The sequence below is a fragment of the Nocardia sp. NPDC059691 genome (genome assembly GCF_042733915.1).
In the GTDB taxonomy this organism is placed as follows: domain Bacteria; phylum Actinomycetota; class Actinomycetes; order Mycobacteriales; family Mycobacteriaceae; genus Nocardia; species Nocardia sichangensis.
The window spans coordinates 290,731-313,958 of sequence record NZ_JBHWFB010000002.1; the positions used below are offsets into that span (position 1 = coordinate 290,731).

General features: G+C 67.4%; 17 protein-coding genes and 4 tRNA genes. 11 read left to right on the plus strand and 10 right to left on the minus strand.

The window, feature by feature from the left end; genetic code table 11:
* Positions 1 to 27: 27 nt before the first annotated feature.
* The 6 genes from ACFV2O_RS05730 to ACFV2O_RS05755 all read right to left on the minus strand — a co-directional run bounded on the left by ACFV2O_RS05730 (position 28) and on the right by ACFV2O_RS05755 (position 7,970).
* A complete protein-coding gene (locus tag ACFV2O_RS05730) occupies positions 28 to 321 on the minus strand; it encodes a hypothetical protein (RefSeq protein ID WP_379250447.1) in 294 nt (97 codons plus the stop codon).
* Positions 322 to 440: 119 nt separating this feature from the next.
* Positions 441 to 1,103, minus strand: coding sequence for a phosphate signaling complex protein PhoU (gene phoU, locus ACFV2O_RS05735; RefSeq protein WP_355076998.1), 663 nt, complete (start codon positions 1,101 to 1,103; stop codon positions 441 to 443).
* A 684-nt stretch (positions 1,104 to 1,787) separates the two neighbouring features.
* Positions 1,788 to 3,554 carry an LCP family protein gene (locus ACFV2O_RS05740; RefSeq protein WP_379250449.1) on the minus strand — a complete coding sequence of 589 codons (1,767 nt, stop codon included), beginning with the start codon at positions 3,552 to 3,554 and terminating at the stop codon, positions 1,788 to 1,790.
* A gap of 755 nt (positions 3,555 to 4,309) precedes the next feature.
* Positions 4,310 to 5,437, minus strand: coding sequence for a tRNA dihydrouridine synthase DusB (gene dusB, locus ACFV2O_RS05745; RefSeq protein WP_379250845.1), 1,128 nt, complete (start codon positions 5,435 to 5,437; stop codon positions 4,310 to 4,312).
* Between the two features lie 161 nt (positions 5,438 to 5,598).
* Positions 5,599 to 6,567, minus strand: coding sequence for an acyl-ACP desaturase (locus tag ACFV2O_RS05750; RefSeq protein WP_355077002.1), 969 nt, complete (start codon positions 6,565 to 6,567; stop codon positions 5,599 to 5,601).
* Between the two features lie 1,330 nt (positions 6,568 to 7,897).
* A tRNA-Lys gene (locus tag ACFV2O_RS05755) sits at positions 7,898 to 7,970 on the minus strand.
* A gap of 853 nt (positions 7,971 to 8,823) precedes the next feature.
* On the opposite strand from ACFV2O_RS05755, the gene ACFV2O_RS05760 reads away from it, so the two are divergent.
* From ACFV2O_RS05760 to ACFV2O_RS05790, 7 genes are all read left to right on the plus strand, one after another.
* Positions 8,824 to 9,489 carry a TetR family transcriptional regulator gene (locus tag ACFV2O_RS05760; RefSeq protein WP_355077042.1) on the plus strand — a complete coding sequence of 222 codons (666 nt, stop codon included), beginning with the start codon at positions 8,824 to 8,826 and terminating at the stop codon, positions 9,487 to 9,489.
* Positions 9,490 to 9,583: 94 nt separating this feature from the next.
* A tRNA-Glu gene (locus tag ACFV2O_RS05765) sits at positions 9,584 to 9,656 on the plus strand.
* A gap of 29 nt (positions 9,657 to 9,685) precedes the next feature.
* Positions 9,686 to 9,759, plus strand: a tRNA-Asp gene (locus ACFV2O_RS05770).
* 58 nt (positions 9,760 to 9,817) lie between these two features.
* Positions 9,818 to 9,891: transfer RNA gene (locus tag ACFV2O_RS05775), tRNA-Phe, on the plus strand.
* A gap of 267 nt (positions 9,892 to 10,158) precedes the next feature.
* Positions 10,159 to 10,839, plus strand: a complete 681-nt coding sequence (locus ACFV2O_RS05780) for a GAP family protein (protein ID WP_379250451.1) — start codon at positions 10,159 to 10,161, stop codon at positions 10,837 to 10,839.
* Positions 10,840 to 10,912: 73 nt separating this feature from the next.
* Entirely contained in the window at positions 10,913 to 11,095 is a 183-nt protein-coding gene (locus tag ACFV2O_RS05785) for a hypothetical protein (protein ID WP_355075016.1), read from the plus strand.
* Between the two features lie 195 nt (positions 11,096 to 11,290).
* On the plus strand, positions 11,291 to 12,010 hold the full coding sequence (locus tag ACFV2O_RS05790) for a polyprenol monophosphomannose synthase (protein ID WP_379250453.1): 720 nt from the start codon (positions 11,291 to 11,293) through the stop codon (positions 12,008 to 12,010).
* 271 nt (positions 12,011 to 12,281) lie between these two features.
* Here ACFV2O_RS05790 and ACFV2O_RS05795 read toward each other — a convergent pair whose 3' ends face one another.
* Positions 12,282 to 13,691: an HAD-IB family hydrolase gene (locus ACFV2O_RS05795; protein ID WP_379250455.1), complete on the minus strand. Its 1,410-nt coding sequence runs from the start codon at positions 13,689 to 13,691 to the stop codon at positions 12,282 to 12,284.
* Positions 13,688 to 16,156: a glycerol-3-phosphate 1-O-acyltransferase gene (locus ACFV2O_RS05800; RefSeq protein WP_379250457.1), complete on the minus strand. Its 2,469-nt coding sequence runs from the start codon at positions 16,154 to 16,156 to the stop codon at positions 13,688 to 13,690. Before ACFV2O_RS05800 ends, ACFV2O_RS05795 begins: the two co-directional genes overlap by 4 nt.
* A 267-nt stretch (positions 16,157 to 16,423) precedes the next feature.
* Here ACFV2O_RS05800 and nbtS point away from each other — a divergent pair, with 267 nt between their 5' ends.
* Complete coding sequence (nbtS, locus tag ACFV2O_RS05805) at positions 16,424 to 17,734, plus strand: nocobactin biosynthesis salicylate synthase NbtS (RefSeq protein ID WP_379250459.1); 1,311 nt, start codon at positions 16,424 to 16,426, stop codon at positions 17,732 to 17,734.
* 41 nt (positions 17,735 to 17,775) lie between these two features.
* Here nbtS and ACFV2O_RS05810 read toward each other — a convergent pair whose 3' ends face one another.
* The gene (locus ACFV2O_RS05810) at positions 17,776 to 19,392 is read right to left on the minus strand and encodes a (2,3-dihydroxybenzoyl)adenylate synthase (protein ID WP_379250461.1); all 1,617 of its coding nucleotides are present in this window, start codon (positions 19,390 to 19,392) and stop codon (positions 17,776 to 17,778) included.
* Positions 19,393 to 19,591: 199 nt separating this feature from the next.
* Here ACFV2O_RS05810 and ACFV2O_RS05815 point away from each other — a divergent pair, with 199 nt between their 5' ends.
* The 3 genes from ACFV2O_RS05815 to ACFV2O_RS05825 all read left to right on the plus strand — a co-directional run bounded on the left by ACFV2O_RS05815 (position 19,592) and on the right by ACFV2O_RS05825 (position 22,451).
* Positions 19,592 to 20,470: an oxidoreductase gene (locus ACFV2O_RS05815; RefSeq protein WP_379250463.1), complete on the plus strand. Its 879-nt coding sequence runs from the start codon at positions 19,592 to 19,594 to the stop codon at positions 20,468 to 20,470.
* Positions 20,471 to 20,585: 115 nt separating this feature from the next.
* Positions 20,586 to 21,056 (plus strand): carboxymuconolactone decarboxylase family protein, encoded by a 471-nt coding sequence (locus ACFV2O_RS05820; RefSeq protein WP_355075004.1) that lies wholly within the window; start codon positions 20,586 to 20,588, stop codon positions 21,054 to 21,056.
* A 303-nt stretch (positions 21,057 to 21,359) separates the two neighbouring features.
* Positions 21,360 to 22,451 (plus strand): 3-deoxy-7-phosphoheptulonate synthase, encoded by a 1,092-nt coding sequence (locus ACFV2O_RS05825; protein WP_379250465.1) that lies wholly within the window; start codon positions 21,360 to 21,362, stop codon positions 22,449 to 22,451.
* Positions 22,452 to 22,578: 127 nt separating this feature from the next.
* Here the strand turns inward: ACFV2O_RS05825 and ACFV2O_RS05830 are convergent, their stop codons facing one another.
* The gene (locus ACFV2O_RS05830; protein WP_379250467.1) at positions 22,579 to 23,190 is read right to left on the minus strand and encodes a GNAT family N-acetyltransferase; all 612 of its coding nucleotides are present in this window, start codon (positions 23,188 to 23,190) and stop codon (positions 22,579 to 22,581) included.
* Positions 23,191 to 23,228: the final 38 nt, after the last annotated feature.

The following is a 23,228-nucleotide window of genomic DNA, read 5'->3' on the forward strand; positions in this document are numbered from 1 at the left end:
TGAGGGTTGGCGTACTGCTCGTAGACCTCACAGCTGTGCGCCCATCGCGTCGAGACCCGCGCGAAACTCCTGGTCGGACACCTCGTAATTCGCGGCGCCGCCTTTCGCGATATTCGAAACTCTTTTGCAGCGCATGGCCATTCGCCGCCATGCGTCTTCGACGTGGGAACCCGCTGTGGAACACGCTTCACCCACCGTCGAACCGGGCAGCACGCCACCGAGCGCGTCGGTGGTGGCACGCACGGTCAATGCGCCGATCTCGCCGCCGATTTTGTCCATCGACGCGGCCAGCGCGCGCAGCTCCGCTGGATCGACGTTCATAACGCCCCCCTTCATGCCGGTTCCCCTCCGGCGTAACGCTATACCAGAGCAATCTCGCCCTGTGCGGCTCAATCTATCATTCGCCGCCTGCGAAACGTCAAGCGCAGCAAGCTTTTCGTTTACGACTCCGAGTCGGGGTCCGGCGGGAGCACTCCGGTGACCAAGAAGATGACACGGCGGCCGATTTCCACCGCGTGGTCGGCGAAGCGCTCGTAGTAGCGACCGAGCAGCGTGACATCGACGGCAGCCGCGACGCCGTACTTCCAGTCGCGGTCCATGAGCAGTGTGAACAGGTGACGGTGCAGATCGTCCATCGCCTCGTCGTCTTCGTTCAGCTGCGCGGCGCGCTCCGGGTCACGGGTCTCCAGCACCTCACGCGCACTGGCTCCCATGTTCACGGCGATGCGGCCCATCTCGGCGAAGTAGCCGTTGACGGACTCCGGTAGCGCGTGGTTCGGATGACGCCTGCGCGCGACCTTCGCCACGTGCAGCGCCAGCGCGCCCATCCGATTCACATCGGCGACGATCTGGATCGTGCTCACCACTTGCCGCAAATCACCGGCGACCGGAGCTTGCAGCGCGAGCAGAGCGAAGGCCTTCTCCTCGGCGTCCTGGATCAGCTCGGCGATCCGGTCGGACTCGCTGATCACCTGCTCCGCCAGGGCGAGGTCCGCCTGGAGCAGCGACTGGGTAGCCCGCTCCATGGCCGAGCCGGCCAACCCGGCCATCTCACCCAGCAGGTGGGCGAGCTCAGCCATTTGCTCGTTGTAGATGACACGCATGGAAACTGACACTAGTTCGCCGCGCTGACCAAGTCACGAACAGGGAGTGAATGACCGGTGTGCATCATTAGCGCGGGAGTTGCCGTTGATCATTCAACGACCGCGATCCGCACGCTCTCCGACCGCGAAACGGCCGCATCACGGCGATCTGTGATTTGCGTCGCATCTGTGCTGCCGTGTGCGCCGGTGCAACGTGCAGTCGTCGGCGGCGTTGATGTGCTCCAGATCGGAGGGCGGGTCCCGTTTCACCCCGAGAACTTCGATGGCGACCGAGCGCTCGCGCAGTCGCCGTCGGAGTTCGGCCCGAACTTAGCTGTAAATGCGATACCCCCAGGCGTCGCCGTCGCCGAACGAGCTGCCGTTGGGGACCAACTGGCACCCGCTTACGCGGCTTCCGTGATTTAAGGCGTCCTGTCGGGAGTGCTCACATTCCTGTGGCGTTTCGTACTGCCACCACCCGTCCGCTTGGGCGGGACCTGCGAACAATGCCAAGGCGGCCGCCGCCGCGGTTGCTCCGAAGATTAGTTTGCGTACCACTGAAACCCCCTCCATGTCGATGGTCACGTTCTCGACACTAGCAGCCACTGAACTGGAGTCCCAGCGAATATCGTTGCGGTAGTACGTGACTCGGTACGCACTCAAGGGGCGGGCGGAGCCAGGTGGGGCAGGGGTGCACCCGGTCGTCTACTTGCAGGCCTCGTCGGCCGCATTGACATGTTCCAGGTCGGAGGGCAGGACGGCGGGCGTCGAACTCGTCGAGGTGCTCGTCGTGACGTTGGTGATCTCGTCACTCACCGGCGTCGGCGCCTTCACGGTGACGCCGTTTTTCGAGTCGCCTCCGATGACAACCTCGACGATGCCGCCCAGATCGTCGGCTGCCTCGATGGTTGCGCCGGGAATCGAGGTGGCCACGGTGGCGGCCTCGGCTTCCAGGCCCGGGGCGTAGCGGACCTTCGTCGTCGTGGAGGTGCCGTTGGCGTAGTTTCCGGTGTTATAGATCATGAAGCCCTGGTTGCCGAGCTTGGTGGCCGCCGTGCGCGCCAGACCTTCGATTCCGGAGCCGTTGGACACCAGCAACGAGACCGTGGAGGGATCCACCGCCCTGTACTTGGTCGGTGTCGGCGCGGCCTGGGCCGGAGCGGGTGTGTTCGCCTGAACGGTCGGCTTCTCGCCCGGCAGAGGCTGGTCGTCGCGGATCGCCTTGAAGATCGCCTTGATGTCGGATTCGCGGGGAATCTCGTTGCCGTAGGAGGTGGTGCCCGCGGTCGGAACGGTGATGAAGGTGACTGCGCCCGCGTCGATCTTCTGTAGTGAACGTCCCAGCGTCAGCAGGTCGCTCGGTTCGACCTTCTGTACCCAGGTGTGCTGGCTGAACGCGCTGATGAAGCCGTTCAGCTTGCCCGGATTGAACAGCACCTTGCTGGACAGCGTGCCGCGAAGCAGCGAAGCGAGGAAGCGTTGCTGTCGGTTGATACGGTCGTAGTCGCTGCGCTCCTCGCCGTAGACATGCCTGGCGCGCACGTAGTTCAGCGCGGTTTGGCCGTCGATGCGCTGCTTGCCCGGGTGCTCGAGGATGGTGCCGAGCACGTCGTCGACGAGCGGCTTGGACGCGCAGACCTCGACGCCATCGATCTGGTTGACCATGGACTCGAAACCGGCGAAGTCGATGCCGATGAAATGATTGATCGACGCGCCGGTGAGGCGCTGGATCGTGGAGACGAGGCACATCGGGCCGCCGAGGTTGTAGACGGCGTTGAGCTTGTCGCCCATGGCAGACGGGAACTTCTCGTTGGTGTATCCGTTTTTCTCGTTGTCCCACCCGTTGCACTGGGGCCTGGTCACATCGAGGTCGCGCGGGAAGGAGACTACGACGACCCGATTCCGGGCCTTCGGGATGTGGACCAGCATGGTGGTGTCGGCGCGGGCGCCCTCGGCGTCATCCAAAGTGCCCGCGCCGAGCTGGCCGTTGGCCCCTGCACGGGTGTCGGTGCCGACGAGCAAGTAATTCTCGTCGCCGAGCTGGGCATCGGAATCGACAATGTCTTGCGAGTTCTCGTCGAGGGCGGAGACCTGGGTGAAGCCGTCCGTCGTCGACCGTAGGTAACTCCAGCCGCCGCCGGTGACCAGCAGAGCGAGCACAGCGCACACTGCACCCCCCGCCCTTCCCGCGGTGCGCAGACGCTTGTTGCGGCGCTCCTTGGAGGCCTGCAGACGGGTCTGGGCGGTGCCGACGGGCTTCGGCTTGGCGTCCTTGCCGTCCTTGGTCGGCCAACTCACGCCCTTGCGCTTGGCGCGCGTGGGCTCGTCGAGCGGAGGTAGGACGTCGGTGACCTCTTCGGCCTGTTCCGGTTCCGGGGGAGCGACGGGTGGTGCGGCGGATGCCGAGCGCTCGGCAGGGCGGCGGTTCGCGGGACGGGCGGCCGGTGTCGCGCCCGTGATGTCCTGGACCACCGGTGAGCTACCGGTCTGGCGTGGCGGTGGTGAGTCCGGTGCGCGCCGGGGACCGGCTGCCGCGCCACGGCCGTTGGCGGCGGCCGGGTCGGCGGGTCGGCGCGGAGCTTCTTGACGTGGCTCGGCGCGATTGATTCGTGTGGATGGTGGTCCTGCCTGCGGCGGTACCGGCTCAGGGCGGCGGCCTCGGTTTGTCGGAGAGCCGGCAACCGGTGGCGTGGGCTCGGCGCGGCGGCCTCGGATGGGCGCGGCGGCGGGGTCCGGTGGGCCGGGCTCGGGGCGGCGGCCTCGGGTGGGCGCGGCGGTCGGGTCCGGTGGTTTGGGTTCCGCGCGGCGGCCTCGGCTCGGCGGGGCGGTCGGGTCCGGTGGCGTGGGTTCCGCGCGGCGACCGCGGCGGCCGGTGCGTTCGTTGTCGACTCGCTGGACGAGATCCTGCACCGTCAGGGGCGCGGAACTCTGGTCAGGAGCGGCGTCGGTATGGCGGGAACGACGAGACGTGCGTGCGACGTCTCCTTCGGGGTTGTCCGCCGCGGGATACCGCTCCCACGGGGCGCGACCTCCGGGCCGTGGCGAACGCCCGTGCCGATCGTCACCCACCAACGAACCTCGCTTTTCGTCTTGCTTTCCGCCTGGGTCATACCGGACCGGCGGCACCGATCCCGCAATGATAACGATTCCGCCACGGCAGGCCACCCCACGGCAAAATCGAACAGGTCACAGCGGTTCGACGCCAGCGTTCGCTGTGCGATTGCCGATCACCCTCCGCTGTGCATCACATCTGCCGCGCGAGGCACCGCGGGATCGTCCGGGTCGTCGAGCCAGCCGTGTGGCAGCGCGACTTTGCCCGGCGAGCCCTGCCTGCCGCGCGGACCCTCCGCGTCCTCCGGGAACGGAACCGTCGGGTCGAGTTGGCCGACGAGGTCTTCCAGTTGTGCGAGGCTGCCCACGGTGGCGAACGCACGTCGCAGATCGGAGCCGACCGGGAAGCCCATCAGGTACCACGCCATGTGCTTGCGCAGATCGCGCATGGCCTTCTCCTCGCCGAGATGCTCGGAAAGCAGCGCGCCGTGCCGGTACAGCACCGCGCCGACCCGGCCCAGATCGGGCGCCTCCGGCAGCGGCTCACCGCGCAGCGCCGCCTGCAACTCGGCGAACAGCCACGGCCTGCCGAGGCAGCCGCGGCCGACGACCACACCGTCGCACCCGGTTTCGTCCATCATGCGGACGGCATCGGCGGCGGAGAAGATGTCACCGTTGCCGAGCACCGGGATGGAGGTGACCGCCTCCTTGAGCCGGGCGATCGCGGTCCAGTCGGCTTGGCCCGAGTACCGCTGCGCGGCCGTGCGCGCGTGCAACGCGACCGCTCGCGCGCCTTCGGCTTCGGCGATCCGGCCCGCGTCCAGATAGGTGAGGTGGTCGTCATCGATGCCGATGCGGAACTTCACGGTGACCGGGACCTCCGCCGGTTCCGCCGCGCTCACCATGGCGCGCACGATGCTCCGGAACAGCGTCCGCTTGTACGGCAGGGCGGCGCCGCCGCCGAGGCGGGTGACCTTGGGCACGGGGCAGCCCAGGTTGAGGTCGATGTGGTCGGCCCAGCCCTCGCCGACGATGATCCGCACCGCTTCGCCGAGCGTGGCCGGGTCGACGCCGTAGAGCTGCATCGAGCGAGGATGCTCGTCGGCGTCGAAGGACATCATGTGCAGCGTCTTCTCGTTACGCTCCACCACCGCCCGCGCGGTGATCATCTCGCACACGTAGATCGAGGTCGGGCTGCCGAATTCCCGGCACAACTTGCGGAACGCCAGATTCGTGATGCCCGCCATCGGCGCGAGCACGACCGGCGGATCGACCGGATATGGCCCGATCCGCAGCTTCGTCATCGCCTCGGTAGTCATCGTCACGCCGACCAGTGTCTCATTTGCGCACGTAAGTCGGCCGGAACGGGTCGTTCGCCCGGTGCGCATGTCGCGCGGCACCGGGCCGTGCACACCGGCGCCGCCCTCGGTCTCCCGGGGCGGCGCCCGCTGTTGTTCCTCGGGTTCTACACGGAGCTGCCGACCATCGCGCGGTCGCGCTTGGCGGCCTCGCGGGCGAGCATCCGGTCGCGCTGTTCCTCGAACTTGATGACGTCCTTGCCCAGCTTGTCCAGGAACAGGCCGAGGCGCTCACGGACCGCCTCGCCGCGGGCGGTGAAGTCGGTGCGGTCGAAGATGTTCCACTTCTTCAGCACCGGCTGGACCACTTCCTCCAGGTGCTGGCGCAGATCGTAGATGCCGTGCTTGGCCATCAGCACGCCGTTGCGGCGGAAGTTGGGCATACCCGCGCCCGGCATCTGGAAGTTCTCCAGGATCAGGGTGATCGCCTCGATCGCCTGGTCGGGAGACAGGTCGAGGGCGGCGCCGCACATGTTGCGGTAGAAGATCATGTGCAGGTTCTCGTCGGCGGCGACGCGCTGCAGCATGCGATCGGCGATCGGGTCGTCACAGACCTTGCCGGTGTTGCGGTGGCTGACCCGGGTGGCCAGTTCCTGGAAGGTGACGTACGCGACGGAATGCAGGAAGCCCGCGTCGGCTTCCGCAGGGGAGGCGAAGCCGTTGGTCATGTGGACCATTCGGGCTTCCTCGAGCGCGACCGGATCGACGCCGCGGGTCACGACCAGGTAGTCCCGCATCACGATGCCGTGGCGGTTCTCCTCGGCGGTCCAGCGGCCGACCCAGGTACCCCACGCGCCGTCCTGAGAGAAGTTCTCGGCGATCTCGCGGTGGTAGGACGGCAGGTTGTCCTCGGTCAGCAGGTTCGTGATCATGGCCGCCTTCGCGACCTCATTGAGGCGGGACTGCTCCGGATCCCAGTCCACGCCACCGAGTGCCGCGAAATTGCGGCCGTCGTCCCACGGGACGTAGTCGTGCGGGTGCCATTCCTTTGCCATGGAGAGGTGCCGGTTGACGTTTTCTTCGGCAACCGGCTCCAACTCCGTCAGCAGCTCGAGTTGAGTCAGATCCCTTGCCATGTATGAACCCTTCAGTGTGTGCTTCCGGTCGTGCAGGTCAATCCCAAGGTAGACCGATACCGATGCGGCCATACCTTACGGCACCGTAGGTGTGATGCGAAACGCATCCGTTAGGCGATCGATGCTCTGGTGATCCACCTCATACGACCTCTTCGCCGTTCGGTGATCTCCATGAGTGTATGGGCTCTACCCGCTGCAATGGGTCTATCGACGCGGTGATAGGAGCGTTAGCCGTACGTGGGCGAACACACAAGGGCGGCCCAGGGGGCCGATATGGGATCGAAACGCCCTGGTTCTGCGCGTGTCGGCGAACTGCGGCGAGCCCAGCTGCGATGTTCCTGTGAATTGGCGCCGACGACGCCCTCCGTGGAGAGCGGTCGAGAGGTCGGCACCCGCCAGGAAGTGAGTAGGTGTGATGGCGGGATCCGGCATGTGTCTCCCGGGCGCCACGCGCCTTGGTTTCATGACGTCGTGTGCGATCTAGCCGGCGATTCGCGATGGATCGCGGTGAAATCGGCGTCTCCGATCGCCATCCATCGCCTCCGAAGGCCAACACCTTCATGCCGCTCTTTCCAAGTCGCACGCTTGTCGGATCTTCGCAGGCTTTCATCCCCGATCGCCGACAGGCGGTCGACTGCGCATCGCAACTACGCCGACAACTATGTCCTTCTATACGTAATGCGCCGCCCGGCGGCGTATGCCACTGCCCTCGGCTGCTCGTCACCCTCGGGTCATGCCGCATGGATTGTTCATGAGGCGACGAAGCATCCGGGCCTCCAGCTGTGCCGTCGTGACCCGACAGTTGTCCTGCGCCGCGAATTGTCCATATGTATCTACTGCGCGAGCCGAGCTGTCATCGGCTTTTCCGCCGACCGGCGTACACCCGCGATCAAGGGGATATCACAACCGGCGCATGACTGACCGGTACGCGAGACGCGATCTCTCCAGTCGACGAATGCCCTATGCGAGGTAGCTGTGCTGTTCGTCACAATCCAACCGGTACACCACTCATGCCACTCCACCGTGGTGACTCCTATGGCCGTGCCGGGGGTGACCGGCGATGTCGCTCCGGCCGAGGTTCCTGTCTCCGCACCGCTCGCACCGTCTACGGCGCCGACTGTGCAAACCGTGACCGGTGATCGGGGAGCGGCGCAGCCCTTCTCGCCGCCGAGCGCGCTCCCTGGACGCCGCCTCCTGCGAAGCGTTGCGTGCGACACAGGTAATAGAGCCTCGCCGCGCCGCTTCCACTGCCGTATGGCCGGCGCCGCGCGGCGGAGAACTCCGGGAAAACAGGTCGGGCGCCCGGAGCAATCCGGACGCCCGACCTTTGTGCCCCCAGTAGGGCTCGAACCTACGACCTGCGGATTAAAAGTCCGTAGCTCTACCAACTGAGCTATAGGGGCGCGGAGCAACAGTGTAGTGCGGGCAGGGGCGTATGCCCCAATCGGGGGAGTTCGTGTCGGCGGGCGGGCTGGATGGGTGGGGCGGCGTGGCGGACCCGGTGGGGCGGGCGGACGCGGGGGGATGGGTAACGCGGCGTGCGCGGTGGGCGATGCAGGCGGTAAACACTTGGCACCCAGCTTTGTTCATCTTAGCTGGATCTGGATATCATTCAAACATGTTGGCTGGCAATCTCTTTGGATTTGCAGGGGTGAACGGCTGTGGCCGGGGAAGGCGTGGAGGACGGGTTGGCGGGCGAAACGTGGGCGGCGGCCGGTCGTCCGGGTTGTCGGTCGGCGCGCGTGAACAACCTTGAACCGCTGGCGAATTCGCGCACCCTCCGGATGGGTAGATCAGGTTGCCGAACATTTGCCGTAACAGAAAACCGAATCGGATGGCTACCTGACTCCTCGGTTTGCCGCGTGTCGGATCGGGATTCCGGGTACGGTGACGCCTTGGTGAATTCCGAAAGAATCGTCGACTCGGTCGGCGTCACGGAATTCGGATTGTCGTTGCTGTGTCCGAAGGTGCCGCGGTCGGCCCGGCCGGCCACGGCTCGACGGAACTCGATGCCGCAGGAGGAGGCACGTTCGAAACGAAGAAATGCCCGGATGCGCACCCCCTGCGGCGCACCCGGGCAGGCAAACTATACCAGCTGGTGTGTTTCAGGTTTTTAGGGCGTTTTCGTACCGAAAGTCTGCAATCGGTCGAAAACCGGGTTCCACGTATTGATAAAACTCATGAATTCGCGCCGAGGGTCCGTTCCTTCGGGGGTGGCTGATTGGCGGCGAGTAAGGCTTCGGAGGCGTTTCGAGCATGGCACGGCAGCAAGAGCGGGCGCGCCGGACACGGGCGGCGATTATCAGGTCCGCCGCCGTTGAGTTCGGGAAGAGCGGCTATGCCGCTGCATCGCTCAACCGCATATTGGAAGGATCGCGTGCCACCAAGGGCGCCATGTACTTCCATTTCGATTCGAAGGAAGACCTGGCACGCGCGGTGCTGGAGACCGCGGTGGAACGCTATCGCGCCTCCGCCGAGCGCTGGCTGGCGCGAACCGATCTCAGCCCGCTGGACATCCTGCACGGGGTGGTCGACGAGATCGCGCTGCGACTCGAGCACGACATCATCGTGCAGGCCGAGTACCGCCTGATCATCGAACCGGACTTCTATCGGGACGTGCAAGCCGGTGGCGGCCGCATCCTGGGCCGCACCACCAGGGTGCTCACCGTCCGCGCCATCGACCACGGGCAGCTGCGCGCGGACGCCGATCCCGACCGGTTCACCCGCACGCTCGCCGCGGCGCTGGCCGGTCAGCGCTACATGGTGGATCTGCTAGGCGGGCAGGTCGATCTGCGGGCGCGGTTCGAGGAGGCGCTCGAGGTCGTGATGGAGGCGATGGCCACCCCGGAATGGCTGGAGAAGTTCCGTAGCGACGGGTGGCGTGCCCACGCGCGCTTGGAAGAGCTCGGTTTGAGCCTCTGACCAGCCGGTTTGGGATTCGAGTCCGGTCTGTCATAAGCTATCCCAGCTCCCAACGGACAGCCGTTGAAAGCCGGTCCGGAGAAATCCGGGACGAGCCCCCTTCGTCTAGCGGCCTAGGACGCCGCCCTTTCAAGGCGGTAGCGCGGGTTCGAATCCCGTAGGGGGTACGATCCATGGATCGTTGGTAGCAGAGCATGGCCCTGTGGCGCAGTTGGTTAGCGCGCCGCCCTGTCACGGCGGAGGTCGCGGGTTCGAGTCCCGTCAGGGTCGCAAGCAAGCGCCGGAGATATCCGGCGTTTCGCGTATGGCATTCACTTCGGGTGCCTGCGGCCAGGTAGCTCAGTTGGTACGAGCGTCCGCCTGAAAAGCGGAAGGTCGCCGGTTCGATCCCGGCCCTGGCCACCTTCACTTGTTGGCGAGCCCTGTTCACGGAGAGCGTGAGCCGGGCTCGTTTCGTTATGCGCTCAATTCCTGTTCTGCGGGTCTGCGTCGCCCGACTTTCTCGCTTGGTGGTTTCCTTCGTCCGCGCGAGCGGACGGCTGATCGTCGTCCGGTGTGGCGTTGCTCTCTGCTCGCTGACCGCTCGATTCGATATGGCGAATCGAGCGGTCGCGCATCGGGTTCGGGACTACGCGGTTGCTTGTAGGGCGCGGGTAGGCTGGCGCGGCCATGTGGATCCTTCTCCTCGCGCTCGCTGGGTTCGCCTTCCTCGACTCGCTCGACCTGCTGCTGATCGGCGTCACCACGGCGGTGGTCTACGACAGCAGATTGAGCCGTCGCTCGCCGCTGGTGAGCGGTTTGAGCTTGCTGGCGGGCGTCTTCGCCGTCACCACCGCCTTCGGCATCTGCACGATCCTGGGGATCGGTTTTCTGACCGATCTGTTCGACTTCGAGGTCACGCCGACGGTGCGGTATTGGGCAGAACTCCTCGCGGGGGTGGTGCTGATCGCTCTCGCGTGTATTCGAATGGCCGGTACGGCGACCCCGGAACGGGCGAGCGCGCTACGACGGCAACCGTGGGTGCTCGCCGGCCTCGGCGTGGCGATCGGCATCGCACAGGCGCCGACCGCGGTTCCCTATCTGGCCGGACTCGCGATGATCTCCGCACGGAATCCGCTACCGACGTTGTGGCCGCTGATCGTGGTCGCGTATTGCGCGTTGGCATTGCTGCCGCCGCTGGTGATACTCGGCCTCGCGATGCGGCGTACGACCGGCGCGCGGCGGATGTATCGGAAAATCGTTCGCATTATCAGCTCGTACGGACCTGCTTCGGTGCGCGTACTCTTCGCGATCTTCGGTGTGGTCGTCCTGTGCCACGCGCTCATCCATTACCGAAGCCTTTGGCCGTGAATTGCCGAGTCCGGGCAACGGATGGCGAACGGAAAAGCGATTGAGCGGTGGTGTTCGGTGGGATGCTGGAGGTATGGCTGAGCGCTGGTATTACTGCTTGAAGCACAATCGGGCCGAGCAAGGGCGGCAGTGCTGGTTCCGCGACCGGATGGGGCCGTACCCGGACAAAGCGACGGCCGAGCGCGCGCTGGAGATCGCGCACGCGCGCAACGAGCGGGAAGATGCCCGGGATCGGGCCTGGCGGGACGGGGAGTGACGCGCCCCGGGTGTTCCCCCGGGCGGTGAAGTTGATCTTGGGCCGCAGGTCGAGGGCTCGGACCGCGTCACACCGGGTGCGGCCGCTCAGGTCGCGATCAGGTGTATCGAGTACGGTTCTCCAGAACTCGACGAATGCTCGGAGGTCCTGGCGTGGGCTGCGAGCGGAAACCAGGATCAGCAGGGAGGGCGACCCTTGAGGGTTACCGTTGTTGTGCCGACCTACAACGAGCGGGAAAATCTGCCGGTTGCGGTGGAGCGGCTGACCGCGCTGCCGGTGCCCGACCTGCACGTACTCGTGGTGGACGACAGCTCGCCGGACGGCACCGGCGAGGTGGCCGACAAGCTCGCCGCCGAACTGCCGAACGTGGTCGGTGTGCTGCACCGTACCGAGAAGGACGGACTCGGCCGGGCATACGTCGCGGGCATCACTCGGGCGCTGGACGAGGGCGCGGACGTCGTGATCCAGATGGACGCCGACCTGTCGCACCCCGCCGAAGTCATCCCGGCCATGCTGGAGAAGCTCTCCGACACGGACGCCGGCGTCGTGCTGGGTTCGCGTTACGTTCCCGGCGGCTCGACCGCCGCGGAATGGAAGTGGTACCGCAAGGCGCTCTCGGCCTGGGCCAATTTCTACGTGAACCTCATCCTGCGCTTGGGCGTCAAGGACGCCACCGCGGGCTTCAAGGCGTGGAAGGCCGACACCCTGCGCGCCATCGACGTGGCCTCCATCCGCAGCAACGGGTATTCGTTCCAGGTCGAGATGAACTACCGGACCATCAAGAAGGGGATCGCGATCGCCGAGGTCCCCATCCGATTCGAGGAGCGGACGCTCGGCGCGTCCAAGATGAGCCTGAAGGTGCAGCTCGAGTCGGCGCTCATGCCGTGGAAGCTGCTGTTCGGCCGCGCGGTCTGAATTGCCCAACGGGTCCCGTTCGTCGGCGGCTCAGGCGGTCAACGGCTGACCGAGCGGCTGTGCATCGCCTCCAGCCCGGTCACGAGCACCGACCGCACGGGCGAGGGGAGACGCACAGACCAGGTCGAGGTCCGGCGTGATGGCCGCCGCAGGCTGCGTCGCACCGATTACCCCCGCCGCTCACAGCACGACGGTCCGCAGCTAGGGACAGCATCGCGGCCGAAGCGGGGCGACCACACGACCGGCGGCCGTCGACGCGACGCCGTGCCGATCAGTGCGGCCAATTCAGTAGCGTGTCTACGAACAGCTGGCGGACCCGCGCCACGTTGTCGTCCAAATCACCCGGCTCCCACGCGCTGACGTCGATGGGGTCGAGTATCGCCACGTCGACTGTTCCCGGCCGGGCGACCATCGCGTTGCGCCAGCAGATCTCGCCCGCGTTCCGGATGACGACCGGGATCACCGGCACGCCCGCCTGCATGGCGATGTGGAATGCGCCCTTCTTGAACGGCCCGACTTCGGGGGTGTAGGAACGGGTGCCTTCCGGAGCCACCGCGACCGACAAGCCACCGCGCAGGGTCTCCACCACCGGCCGCAGCGCCGCCTTGGCCTGAGCGGTATTCGCCCGGTCGATGAACGTCACGCCGACGAAGCGCATGAGCGGCCCGAAGACCGGATTCTTGGTCAGTTCCTTCTTGCCGATCGCGGTCACCCCACCGCCGAGCACTTCGGGCACGATGATGATGTCGAACTGGCTCTGATGGTTGAACAGGAAGACCGCGGGGCGCGGCGATCTCGCGTGCTCGCCGCCGGTGACCCGCACGCGCACGCCCGCGATGCGCAGCGTGTTGCGCGCCGCGTGCGCCATCAGCGCGTCGGCCATCCGCTGCCGGTCCTGGGTGGGCGCTTTCGACGCGACGCCGAACAGCGCGCCCCCGAGCAGCCCGGCGAATCCCGCGGCGGTGCGTACGTAATCGCTCGCACGCGGCGCGCGGCGCGGCCGGAACGTCAACGTGGCCCAGTGCTGCCGGTCGGCGGCGGCGCTGAGCGCGTCGTCGGCGTTCACCGCCACCGGATGTCCCACCAGCGACAGCATGGGCAGGTCGGCGATCGAGTCGGCGTAGGCGTAGCTGTGCTCGAGATCCACTCGGTGCGCGGCGGCGAACGTAGCCACAGCCTCGGCTTTGCCGTTGTGCCACAGCGTCTTCCCATCGGGATGGCCGGTGAGCACACCGCCGCTGGTGGCCATCGGCGTGTACAGCACGTGCTCGATGCCCAATTGTGCCGCCGCCGGCGCCACCTGGAATCGGGTCAGTGAGCTGACCAGCACGATGGTGTGCCCGGCTGCTCGGTGGGTGCGGATCAGTTCCCAAGCTTCGGGATACAGGTACCCGTAGACGGTGCGCTGGAACAGGCGTCTGCCCACGTCGTCCAGCTCCTGTTCGGAGCGTCCGGCCAGCGCCACCGACAACTCGCGCAGGAACCGGCTGTATTCGCCGTCGGTCATGTGATCGCGGATGCCGCCGAGCAGCACATCGGCGGGCTTGCGGCGTAGCCGGCGCGATTTCGGGGCGTCGACGACCGTACCGCCGAAATCGAAGATCGCGGCGACCGCGCCGCCTTGCGGACCGGAGCGGATGGCGGCGAGCGCGGCGTCGAGGCCGGCGCGCGCGTCGGTCACCACGCCTCCCGATTGGATGGATCCAGCGTGGCGGCCTGCGCGATGCGGGCGCCGATGGTGCGCAGGCGCTCGGCGAATTCGTTCCTTCGCCCGACCAACTCGGCGCGGCGCTCCTCCGGCTCGTCGTCGGACACCGTCTCCAGTAGGCCGTAGTTGTCGGCGAGCTTCAGCGCGCTGGTGAAGAGCTCGGTCGAGACCGACTCCGGGCTGTGCAACCGCTGCTGCAGCATCATCTGCTTGCCGACCGCCACGCATTCGGTGATGAACTCCTTGCGGTCGATCTCGTCGCCCGCATCCCGGGCGGCCAGCCGTTCGGCCACCACCAACTGCGCGTCGACGAACGAGCGCAGGACGCGGTGGGCCATGGTGAACCCGGAGGCGGTGAGCTTCGCCAGGATGTCCGAGCTGAGGGTGTCGCTGCGGGTATGGCTGTACCAGTCCGGATCGACCAGCAGCATTTCCGCGACCATCTGATCGGCGAACTCGCCGCGATCGGGGAAGAAGAACTCGAACTTCAAGAGGTCGCGCAGCCGGAATGCCTCGTCCCACCCTGTCTTCAGGGCGTCGGCGTCACCGTTGTCGACCCCGGCCAGGATGGACAGCTCGAGGATGGCGCGGTTGACGAACCAGTGCACGGCGCTGTTGCGGTAGAAGGCGGCCTCGAGATGCGCGCCGGGCTCGATCGAGTACACCGGCTCGACCCCGCCGCGATACACCGTGACCACCTTGGCCAGCGAAAGCTGTTCCAGCACGACGGCCAGGCCCTGTGCGTCGCGCAGCGCGTCGAGTTCGCCGCCCGGCAGCTCACGCTTGTCGATATAGCCGAGCACCGGGTTGAGCACCGTGCGCACCTCGCCGAGGGTGAGGGCGCGCCCGTCCACGCCAAGCAGAGCCAGGGTGACCAGCGCGCTGACGGTGATCGGGGTGACCGCGTTGATGCCGACCGCGACTTCGAACGCCAGCCGCTGCACGGCCTTTCGTTCCAGTTCGGCGATTTCCGGCGGCTCGCTGTCGACGACCCCGGCTTCCGTGCGCGGCGTCGGAATCGGCTCGGTATGGTGCAGGGGGATGGTCAGCGGCGGCGCGGTGAGCGGGTCGCCATGTGCGGCAAGACGATCGCGGGCCGACAGCGGCTCCCCGAAGCGGACGTACACGTGCCCGGCGGAGTGCTGCTGGCTGCGGATGTAGCGCGCCAGCCAGGTGAGGCCCTCCGGTTTCTTCTTGCCGCCCTCCTGCTCGGTGGCGATGGCGCCGAGCTCGTTGAGCCGCTCGTAGGTGATCGAGACCGGAACCAGCATGACGTCGTCGATGCGGTTGGAACGGACCGCCGCGGCGAGGTAGTTCAGCAAGCCGTAGCGCGGGGGCCGCAGCTTGCCGGTGCGGGTGCGGCCGCCCTCGAAGTACCACTCCAGGTTGAAGCGCTTGGCCAGCAGGTAGGCGAAGTACTCCTCGACGACGGCCTTGTAGACCTCGTCGTCGCCGAAACTGCGCCGGATGAACACCGTTCCGGTGCGCCGGGCGATCGGGCCCATCGGCCAGAAGCTGAGGTTCGCGCCGCCGATCACGTGGTTCGGCGGGAAGTCGTTGCGGGCCAGCACGTCTCCCAGGACGAACGCGTCGACGTACGAGCGGTGCGAAGGCAGGAACACCAGCGGAAAGCGGCGGTTCAGGTCGCGCAAGCCGGTCAGGCCGGACTCGTCGAAGTCCACATTCCAGGTCGAAGCGTGCACCGGGCGCATGGCCTGGGTGAACAGGTCGGAAACCAGCCTGCTCTGGGCGGCGACGAGTTCGTTGAGCGCTTTCTCCGCGCGCCGGTACACCTCGTGCGGGCTCGCCCCGATCTGATCGGCGATGAGTTCCAGCCTGCGCAGGAAGTCGGGTGAGTCGAGGATCTCCTCCGCGACCAGCTTGGGCACCTTGTACCGGTCGCCGATGATGGTGCGCTCGGCGCGTTCCAGCGCAACCACCGCCGCGCGCACGACGGCGCGGGCGAACGGTTCGGCGGTGCCCTTGTCGTAGAGCGCCGAAGCCTCCGGATTGTTGACGCGCAACTCGCTGAGCCGGGCCGGAGCGCCGGTCAGCACGACGTGCCGGTCCGGTGACTTGGACACCAGCTTGCGCTGTGCCAGCCGGTTGGGCTTGCGCGGGTTGGTCAGCAGGGCGAGATCGGCGAAGGTGACGCGGCGGACGCCGTCACGTTCCGGCGGCAGCCACAGCACGCGGATCGGCACCACCAGCGGATCGTCGCGCCTGCCGACCAGCCGTGCGGCGACGGCGCTCGCATCCAGGTCCAGCTGGGTGACCGGGGCGTCGGTACCGAACTCGGCGCTGATCCCGCCGTCGGCGAGCCACTTGCCGACGAGTTCGCGTTCCACCCCGGAGGCGGCGTCGATCAGGGCCACCACCGATCGCGGTGTGGTCCCGGGCCGGACTGTCGCGGGTGAATCGCCGCGGTGATCGATCATCGATGTTCTTCCCTCCGCAGGTGACGCTTCCCACTATTCAATCTCGGCGGGTCTGTTCCGCGCAGGCAGTCGGCGCGGCGAGTTCGTGCGCGGGCGCCGACGACGCGAACGGCGCAAGCCCGGACGAAAGAACTCGGCAGGCGCGAACCATCCAGCTCGCAGCGATTTCTCGGGTCCGCGTTGTGGCCGCGAGCACACCGGCGCAGTGAAGGAGGTAATGCTAACCTTACCTCCACAAGTTAGGCCAGGGTTACCTTTGGAGGATCGTTGTCGACCACGGAACGCCTGCGGGTTGAGTATGTAACCGATCCGGCGGCAGCGATGTCCCGGCTGGCGGGGGCGGATCGGTTCGGCGAGTACGTGGTGTACGAGCGTCCGGGGGAATGGGTGTTCGCCGCCGATCCGTTCGGCAGCGTCGAACTGGATGTGCGAGAGCTGCGCGTCACCTGGCAAGGGGAGACTTCGACCAGCCGGTGGGAAGGCAATCCTGCGGCGGTGATCGACCGCGCGCTCGGCGCGCTGCCCCTCGACGGGCGGAATGCCTACGGCTGGATCGGATTCGAGTTCTGCGCTTGGGCGCTCGACGCCACGGAGCACCTCGATCCGCGCACCACATTGGCGCACCTGATGGTTCCCCGCATCGAGGTCAGGGTGGGCGAATTCGGCGTCCGGGTATCGGGTGCGACGCCGTCGGAGATCGCGGACATTCACGAGCTGATCGCGCGGTCGCAGAACACCGAACTGCCGCAGGCGCATCCGGCCGACATCCGCATCGACCCCACCGGCTACCGGGACCGGGTGGCCGAGGCGGTCGGCGAGATCCGGGCCGGGCGTTATCAGAAGGTCATCCTGTCCAGGAAAGTCGATCTGCCGTTCGCCGTGGATGTTCCGGCGACCTATCGGCTCGGGCGCGCGCACAACACTCCGGCACGGTCGTTCCTGCTGCGGCTCGGCGGCCTGGAAGCGGCGGGCTTCAGTCCGGAACTGGTCGCGTCGGTGGACGACGATCGGGTGGTGACCACCGAGCCGCTGGCGGGCACCCGCGCGTTCGGCCGCGGCGCCGCGGCCGATCTCGCCGCCAGGGCCGAACTGGTCACCGATCCGAAAGAGATCGTGGAACACGCCATTTCGGTGCAAACCTCGTTCGCGGAGATCACGGCGGTCGCCGATCCCGGCACCCCCGCGGTGTCGGACTTCATGGCCGTGCGTGAGCGTGGCAGCGTGCAGCATCTGGCGTCCACAGTGCGCGGGCGGCTGGCCGCGCACCGGTCCAGCTGGGACGCGCTGGAGGTGCTGTTCCCGTCGGTGACCGCCTCGGGAATCCCCAAGCGGGAGGGCGTCGACTCGGTGTTCCGGCTCGATCACGACCCGCGCGGGCTGTACTCCGGCGCGGTGGTGACCGTTGCGCCGACCGGTGCGCTGGAGGCGACCCTGGTGCTGCGCGCGGTGTACCAGAACGCGGAGGGAGCCTGGTTGCGCGCGGGCGCGGGCATCGTCGGTCAGTCCCGGCCGGAGCGTGAGTTCGAGGAGACCTGCGAGAAGCTCGGCAGCATCGCGCCTTACGTCGTCAAGGCGTAAGGCGGTACGGGCAGCGCGCCGGTGGTGCGCTGCCCGTCGATCTAGGACTCGGCGCGCAGCGCCTTCTTGTCGATCTTGCCGACCGCGGTGATCGGCAGTTTGTCGCTGCGGCGCAGCACGTCCGGCAGTTTGTAGGTGGCCAGCCCGCGCGCGGTGAGGAAGGACTTGATCTCGGCCAGCGTGGGCATCTCACCATCGACGACCAAGACGGCGCAAACCTTTTCGCCCAGCACCGCGTCGGGCAGCCCGACGGCGGCGGCATGCCGGACCGCGGGATGGGCGAGCAGATGTTCCTCGAGTTCGTCGCAGGACACGTTCTCGCCGCCGCGATTGATCACGTCCTTGATCCGGCCGGACACCACCAGATGCCCGCTGGGCAGGCGGCGGACCAGATCTCCGCTGCGATAGAAGCCGTCCGGTGTGAACGCGCGTGCGTTGTGCTCGGCCGCTCGGTAGTAGCCGCGGATCGTGTACGGCCCCCTGGTCAGCAGCTCGCCCTCCGCGCCGGGCGCCACATCGTTGCCGTCGCCGTCCACCACGCGGATCTCGTCGGCGGGTGAGAGCGGACGACCCTGGGTGGCGTGCAGCAGTTCGGCCGGATCGTCCAGCCGGGTGTAGTTGATCAGGCCCTCGGCCATGCCGAACACCTGTTGCAGGGTCGCGCCGAGCGCCGGGGTCACTTCCTTGGCGTTGACCTCGGCCAGTCGTGCGCCGCCCACCTGGAGCAGGCGCAGCGAACTCAGGTCGGCCTCTTCCCATTCGGTGGCCGCGCACCAGAGTTGGGCCAGCGGCGGCACGACGGCGGTCACCGTGACCCGGTGCCGCTCGATCGCGGCGAACGCGCTTTCCGGACTGGGATCGCCGACGAAGGCGACCGCGCCGCCCACCCCGACGGTGCCGAAGATGCCGGGGCAGGCCAGCGGAAAGTTGTGCGCGGCGGGCAGTGTCGCGAGATAGACGTCCTGCTCGGTCAACGCGCACACCTCGGCGCTCGCGGTGGCGTTGTAGACGTAGTCGTCGTGCGTGCGTGCGATGAGCTTCGGCAGGCCGGTGGTTCCGCCGGAGACCAGCATCAGGGCGATATCGCCCGGATCGATCTCGGGCAGTTCGCCGCCGTCGCGCGGTACCGAGGCGAGGTCGGTGAACGGCACCGGCTCGCCGAGCACCAGGACGTGGCGCAGCGACGGCACCGCGTCCCGCACGGTCGAGGCCAGTTCGCGATAGTCGAAATCGCCTGCCCGGTCGGCGACGATGTAGCCGACCGCGTCGGAAAGCCGCGCCAGATGCTCGATTTCGGCTCGACGATGCGCTGGCAGGCTCAAGACGGGGATGATTCCGGCGCGCAGCAGGCCGAACAACACGGTCATGAACTCGGGCACATTGGGTAGCTGGACGACCACGCGGTCGCCGGGAGCGATGCCGAGCGCGAGCAGCCCGTGGGCCATCCGGTCCGCGGCGGCGTCGATGTCGGCGTAACTGTGCGAGACCTCCGCGTCGAGGAGCGCGGGGCGCTGGGGATGCCGGTGTGCGCTCGCGCGCAGCAGATCGCCGAGCGGGCGCCCGGCCCAGAAGCCCGCGGCTCGGTACTGCACGGCCGCGTCGGCGGGGAAAGGTACGTAGCCGTCGCGATGCGCGGACCCGGTCGGTGTGGAAGTCACGTCTGCCTCACAAATCAAGCAAAGGTTCCCTTATATAGGTTAGGCAACCCTACTTCACGCCCGGGTTTGTGCCGTCACGATCATCGATTCCAGCCAGGGGTGGCACCGTCGCCGCGACGCTTCCGGCGTCGAGTGAATGCGGTCGCCCGGGCGTGTTCGAACCTGCCGCCGGGTGCCGCCGCGCACTAGACTTTCCGGCATGACCAGGTGGGACACCTCGAACATCCCCAGCCAGAGCGGCCGGAAGTTCATCGTGACAGGGGCCAACAGTGGCCTGGGGGCCGAGACGGCGCGCGCGCTGGCCGCGGCGGGCGGCGAGGTGGTGCTCGCCTGCCGGAACGTGGCCAAAGGCGAGCGGGTGGCCGCCGGACTCGGCGACCGGGCGCAGGTTCGCGAACTCGATCTGGCTGATCTCGATTCGGTCCGCGCGTTCGCCCAGAGCGTCGACGGGGTCGATGTGCTCATCAACAACGCGGGCGTGATGGCTGTGCCCGAAGGCCGCACCGCCGACGGATTCGAGAAACAGGTCGGCACAAACCATCTCGGTCACTTCGCGCTCACCGGCCTCCTGCTGGACAAGATCTCCGACCGGATCGTCACCGTCTCCAGCGGTGCGCACCAGGTCGGCAAGATCGACTTGGACGATCTCAACTGGGAGCGGCGCAAGTATCAGCGGTGGGCCGCCTACGGGCAGGCCAAGCTGGCCAACCTGATGTTCGCTCGCGAGCTGCAGCGCAGGTTGACGGCGGCGGGCTCCGCGAAACTCTCGGTCGCCGCGCATCCCGGCTATGCCTCCACCGAATTGCAGTCGCACACCGAGTCTTTCCTCGACCGGGTGATGTGGGTCGGCAACCGGTTGCTCGCGCAGAGCGCCGCGATGGGCGCGCTGCCGACGCTGTTCGCCGCGACCACCGACGTCCAGCCGGGCGGCTACTACGGACCCACCGGCCTGGGTGGCATGCGCGGGTACCCGGGGCCGTCCGGGTCGTCGAAAGCGTCCAGGGACGAGAAGGTCGCCGCCGACTTGTGGGAGTTGTCCGAGAAACTGACCGGGGTCACCTACGACTTCACGAAATGACCGCAGCCCTTCCCGCGGACGCGGTGTGACCTACGTCTCTTACGCCCTTGTCACACTCCGTCTTCCCGCGTCGTCCTCCTTGTGAACCCACAGGGAACGACAAAGGACGGACATCATGGAACAGCGCTTCGAACTCTTCGCCAACCCGGTCGGCGCCAGCTTCATCAAGCGGCTCACCATGGCCTCCAAGGTGATCGACGATTCCACCCTGGACGCCGCGACCTACGAGTTGGTGAAGATTCGCGCCAGCCAGATCAACGGCTGCGGTTACTGCACCGACATGCACACCAAGGACGCCGCGCACGCGGGCGAAACCTCCGTGCGGCTCAACCTGATCGCCGCCTGGCACGAGGCCACCGTCTTCACCGAGGCCGAGCGCGCCGCGCTGGCGCTGACTGAGGAGGCCACCCGGATCGGCGACGGACGCGTGGTCAGCGACGCGGTGTGGCAGGAGGTGCGCAAGCACTACGACGACGACCAGATCGCCGCCCTCATCGCCGCCATCGCGATGATCAACGCCTGGAACCGGATGAACGTCATCGCCCGCACCCCGGCCGGTGATTACGTGCCCGGGCAGTGGGGATGAGCCGGATCGTCCGGCATCGCCCGCGCCGTTCGAGGCCCCTTGTCCCGTGGGCCGCGAACGGCGCTTGTAGGTCCGCCTCCCCGTCGAAACACACCGTGGCAGATAACACAGTTCACCGATCGGATGCGGGCTGGTACTGTCCCTGACGTGCAGCGCGTGTATTTCTGGTTTAGCAAGCCGGCCCTGGGTGGGCTGGTCTGCGGCAACCGCGTGCGCTGACGAACTTCCACCCCGAGCCGGACGATGGACCGGCTCGACGGGATTCTCATCCGTGGGTCGGCCCCGAGAAAAGGAACCCACGACATGACAACCGCAGCCGACGTCGACGCACGGCATTCGGATCTGGACGATCAACGCACCCTCAACGTGAGCCCGCTGCGCTCGCCCGCGGAGGTGCGTCGGGTGCACCCGATCACCGATGCCCTCGCCGACACCGTCCGTGCGGGACGCAAAGCCACCGTCGACGTGCTGAACAGCGTGGATGATCGCTTGATGGTGATCGTCGGCCCGTGCTCCGTGCACGACCCCGCCGCCGCACTGGATTACGCGCGCCGTCTGGCGGCCAAGGCCGCGGAGCTGGACGATCGACTGCACGTGGTGATGCGGGTCTACTTCGAGAAGCCGCGCACCAGCTTGGGCTGGAAGGGCCTGATCAACGACCCGCACTTGGACGGATCGTTCGACGTGAACACCGGTTTGGGCTTCGGCCGCAAGCTGCTGGTCGACATCACCGCTCTCGGTCTTCCGGTGGCTTGTGAGTTCCTGGACCCGATCACGCCGCAGTACATCGCGGATCTGGTGTCCTACGGCGCGATCGGCGCGCGCACCGCGGCCAGCCAGGTGCACCGCCAGCTCAGCAGCGCGCTGTCGATGCCGGTCGGCATCAAGAACGGCACCGACGGCGACGTCCAGGTGGCGGTGGACGGCGTGCGCGCCGCGGCGGCCAGCCATGTGTTCCCCGGTACCGACCTCGACGGACGCTCCGCGCTCATCCGCACCACCGGCAATCCGGACTGCCACGTGATCCTGCGCGGCGGCAGCACCGGGCCGAACTACGACGCGGCTTCGGTCGCCGAGGCGTGCCTGCGGCTGGAGAAGGCGTCGCTACCGCAGCGGATCGTGGTGGACGCCAGCCACGGCAACAGCAACAAGGACCACAACAAGCAGGCCGACGTGGTCACCGACATCGCACGGCGGCTGGCGGCGGGCGAGTCGAGCGTGGTGGGCGTGATGCTGGAGAGCTTCCTGATCGCAGGACGCCAGGACCTCACTCTCGGCCACGCCGATGAGCTCACCTACGGCCAGTCGATCACCGACGCCTGCTTGGACTGGGAGACCACCGCCGTGCAGCTGGACCGCCTCGCGGACGCGGTCCGGCAGCGCCGCGAGCGCTGACCAGCGCGTTTTCGGCGCGGCTCGTGCCCGAGTGGACGAAGCGCGAGTTTCGTCCGCTCGCGCACGAGCCGGGAAGCCGACGGCGCGCAAGTCAGCTGGGCCGGCCCGAACGCCGGGCCCGCTTCGGCTACGGCACCCCCGGCCCTTGCGTCCTCGGCGTCCGGGCGGCGATGAACTCGGCGGGCCAGTCGTCCGACGGTCCGGGCGGATCGGTGCGCAGTCGGGCGGCGAGCCAGTGATCCCGGCGTCGTCCGCGTTGGAGGCTGCCGAGCCTCGACATGCCTTCGTACCGGAACCCGGCGCGCCGGACCACCGCCGCCGAGGCGTAGTTGCCCACGAACGCGCGCCAGGAGATCCGCTCCAGCGCCAGTGCGTCGGCGTGGAACCCGAATTCGCACACCAGCTCGACCGCCTGTGTCATCAGGCCGCGCGACCGTTGCGCCGGAGCGAGCCAGAAACCGATCTCGGCCGCGCTCTCGTCCTGTTCGCCCAAGCCGATCATGCCGACGACCGGTGCGCCCGCATGTGGCCGGATCGCCCAGGTCGGGCTGCGCGCCGCCCACCCTGGAACGACCATCTCCTCGAGGAAGGTCACGGCGCTGTCCCGGACGTAGGGCACCGGGATGGTCACCCACTCCGCGATGGCCGGGTCCTGGCAGCACTCGGTGATGGCGTCGACATCGTCCGCCGTCGGAGCCGACAGCCAGATCGTTCCGTTCGACAGCACGCGGTGTTCCATCGCGCCATGCTGTCACGGAAGCGGCCGGTGGATCATCC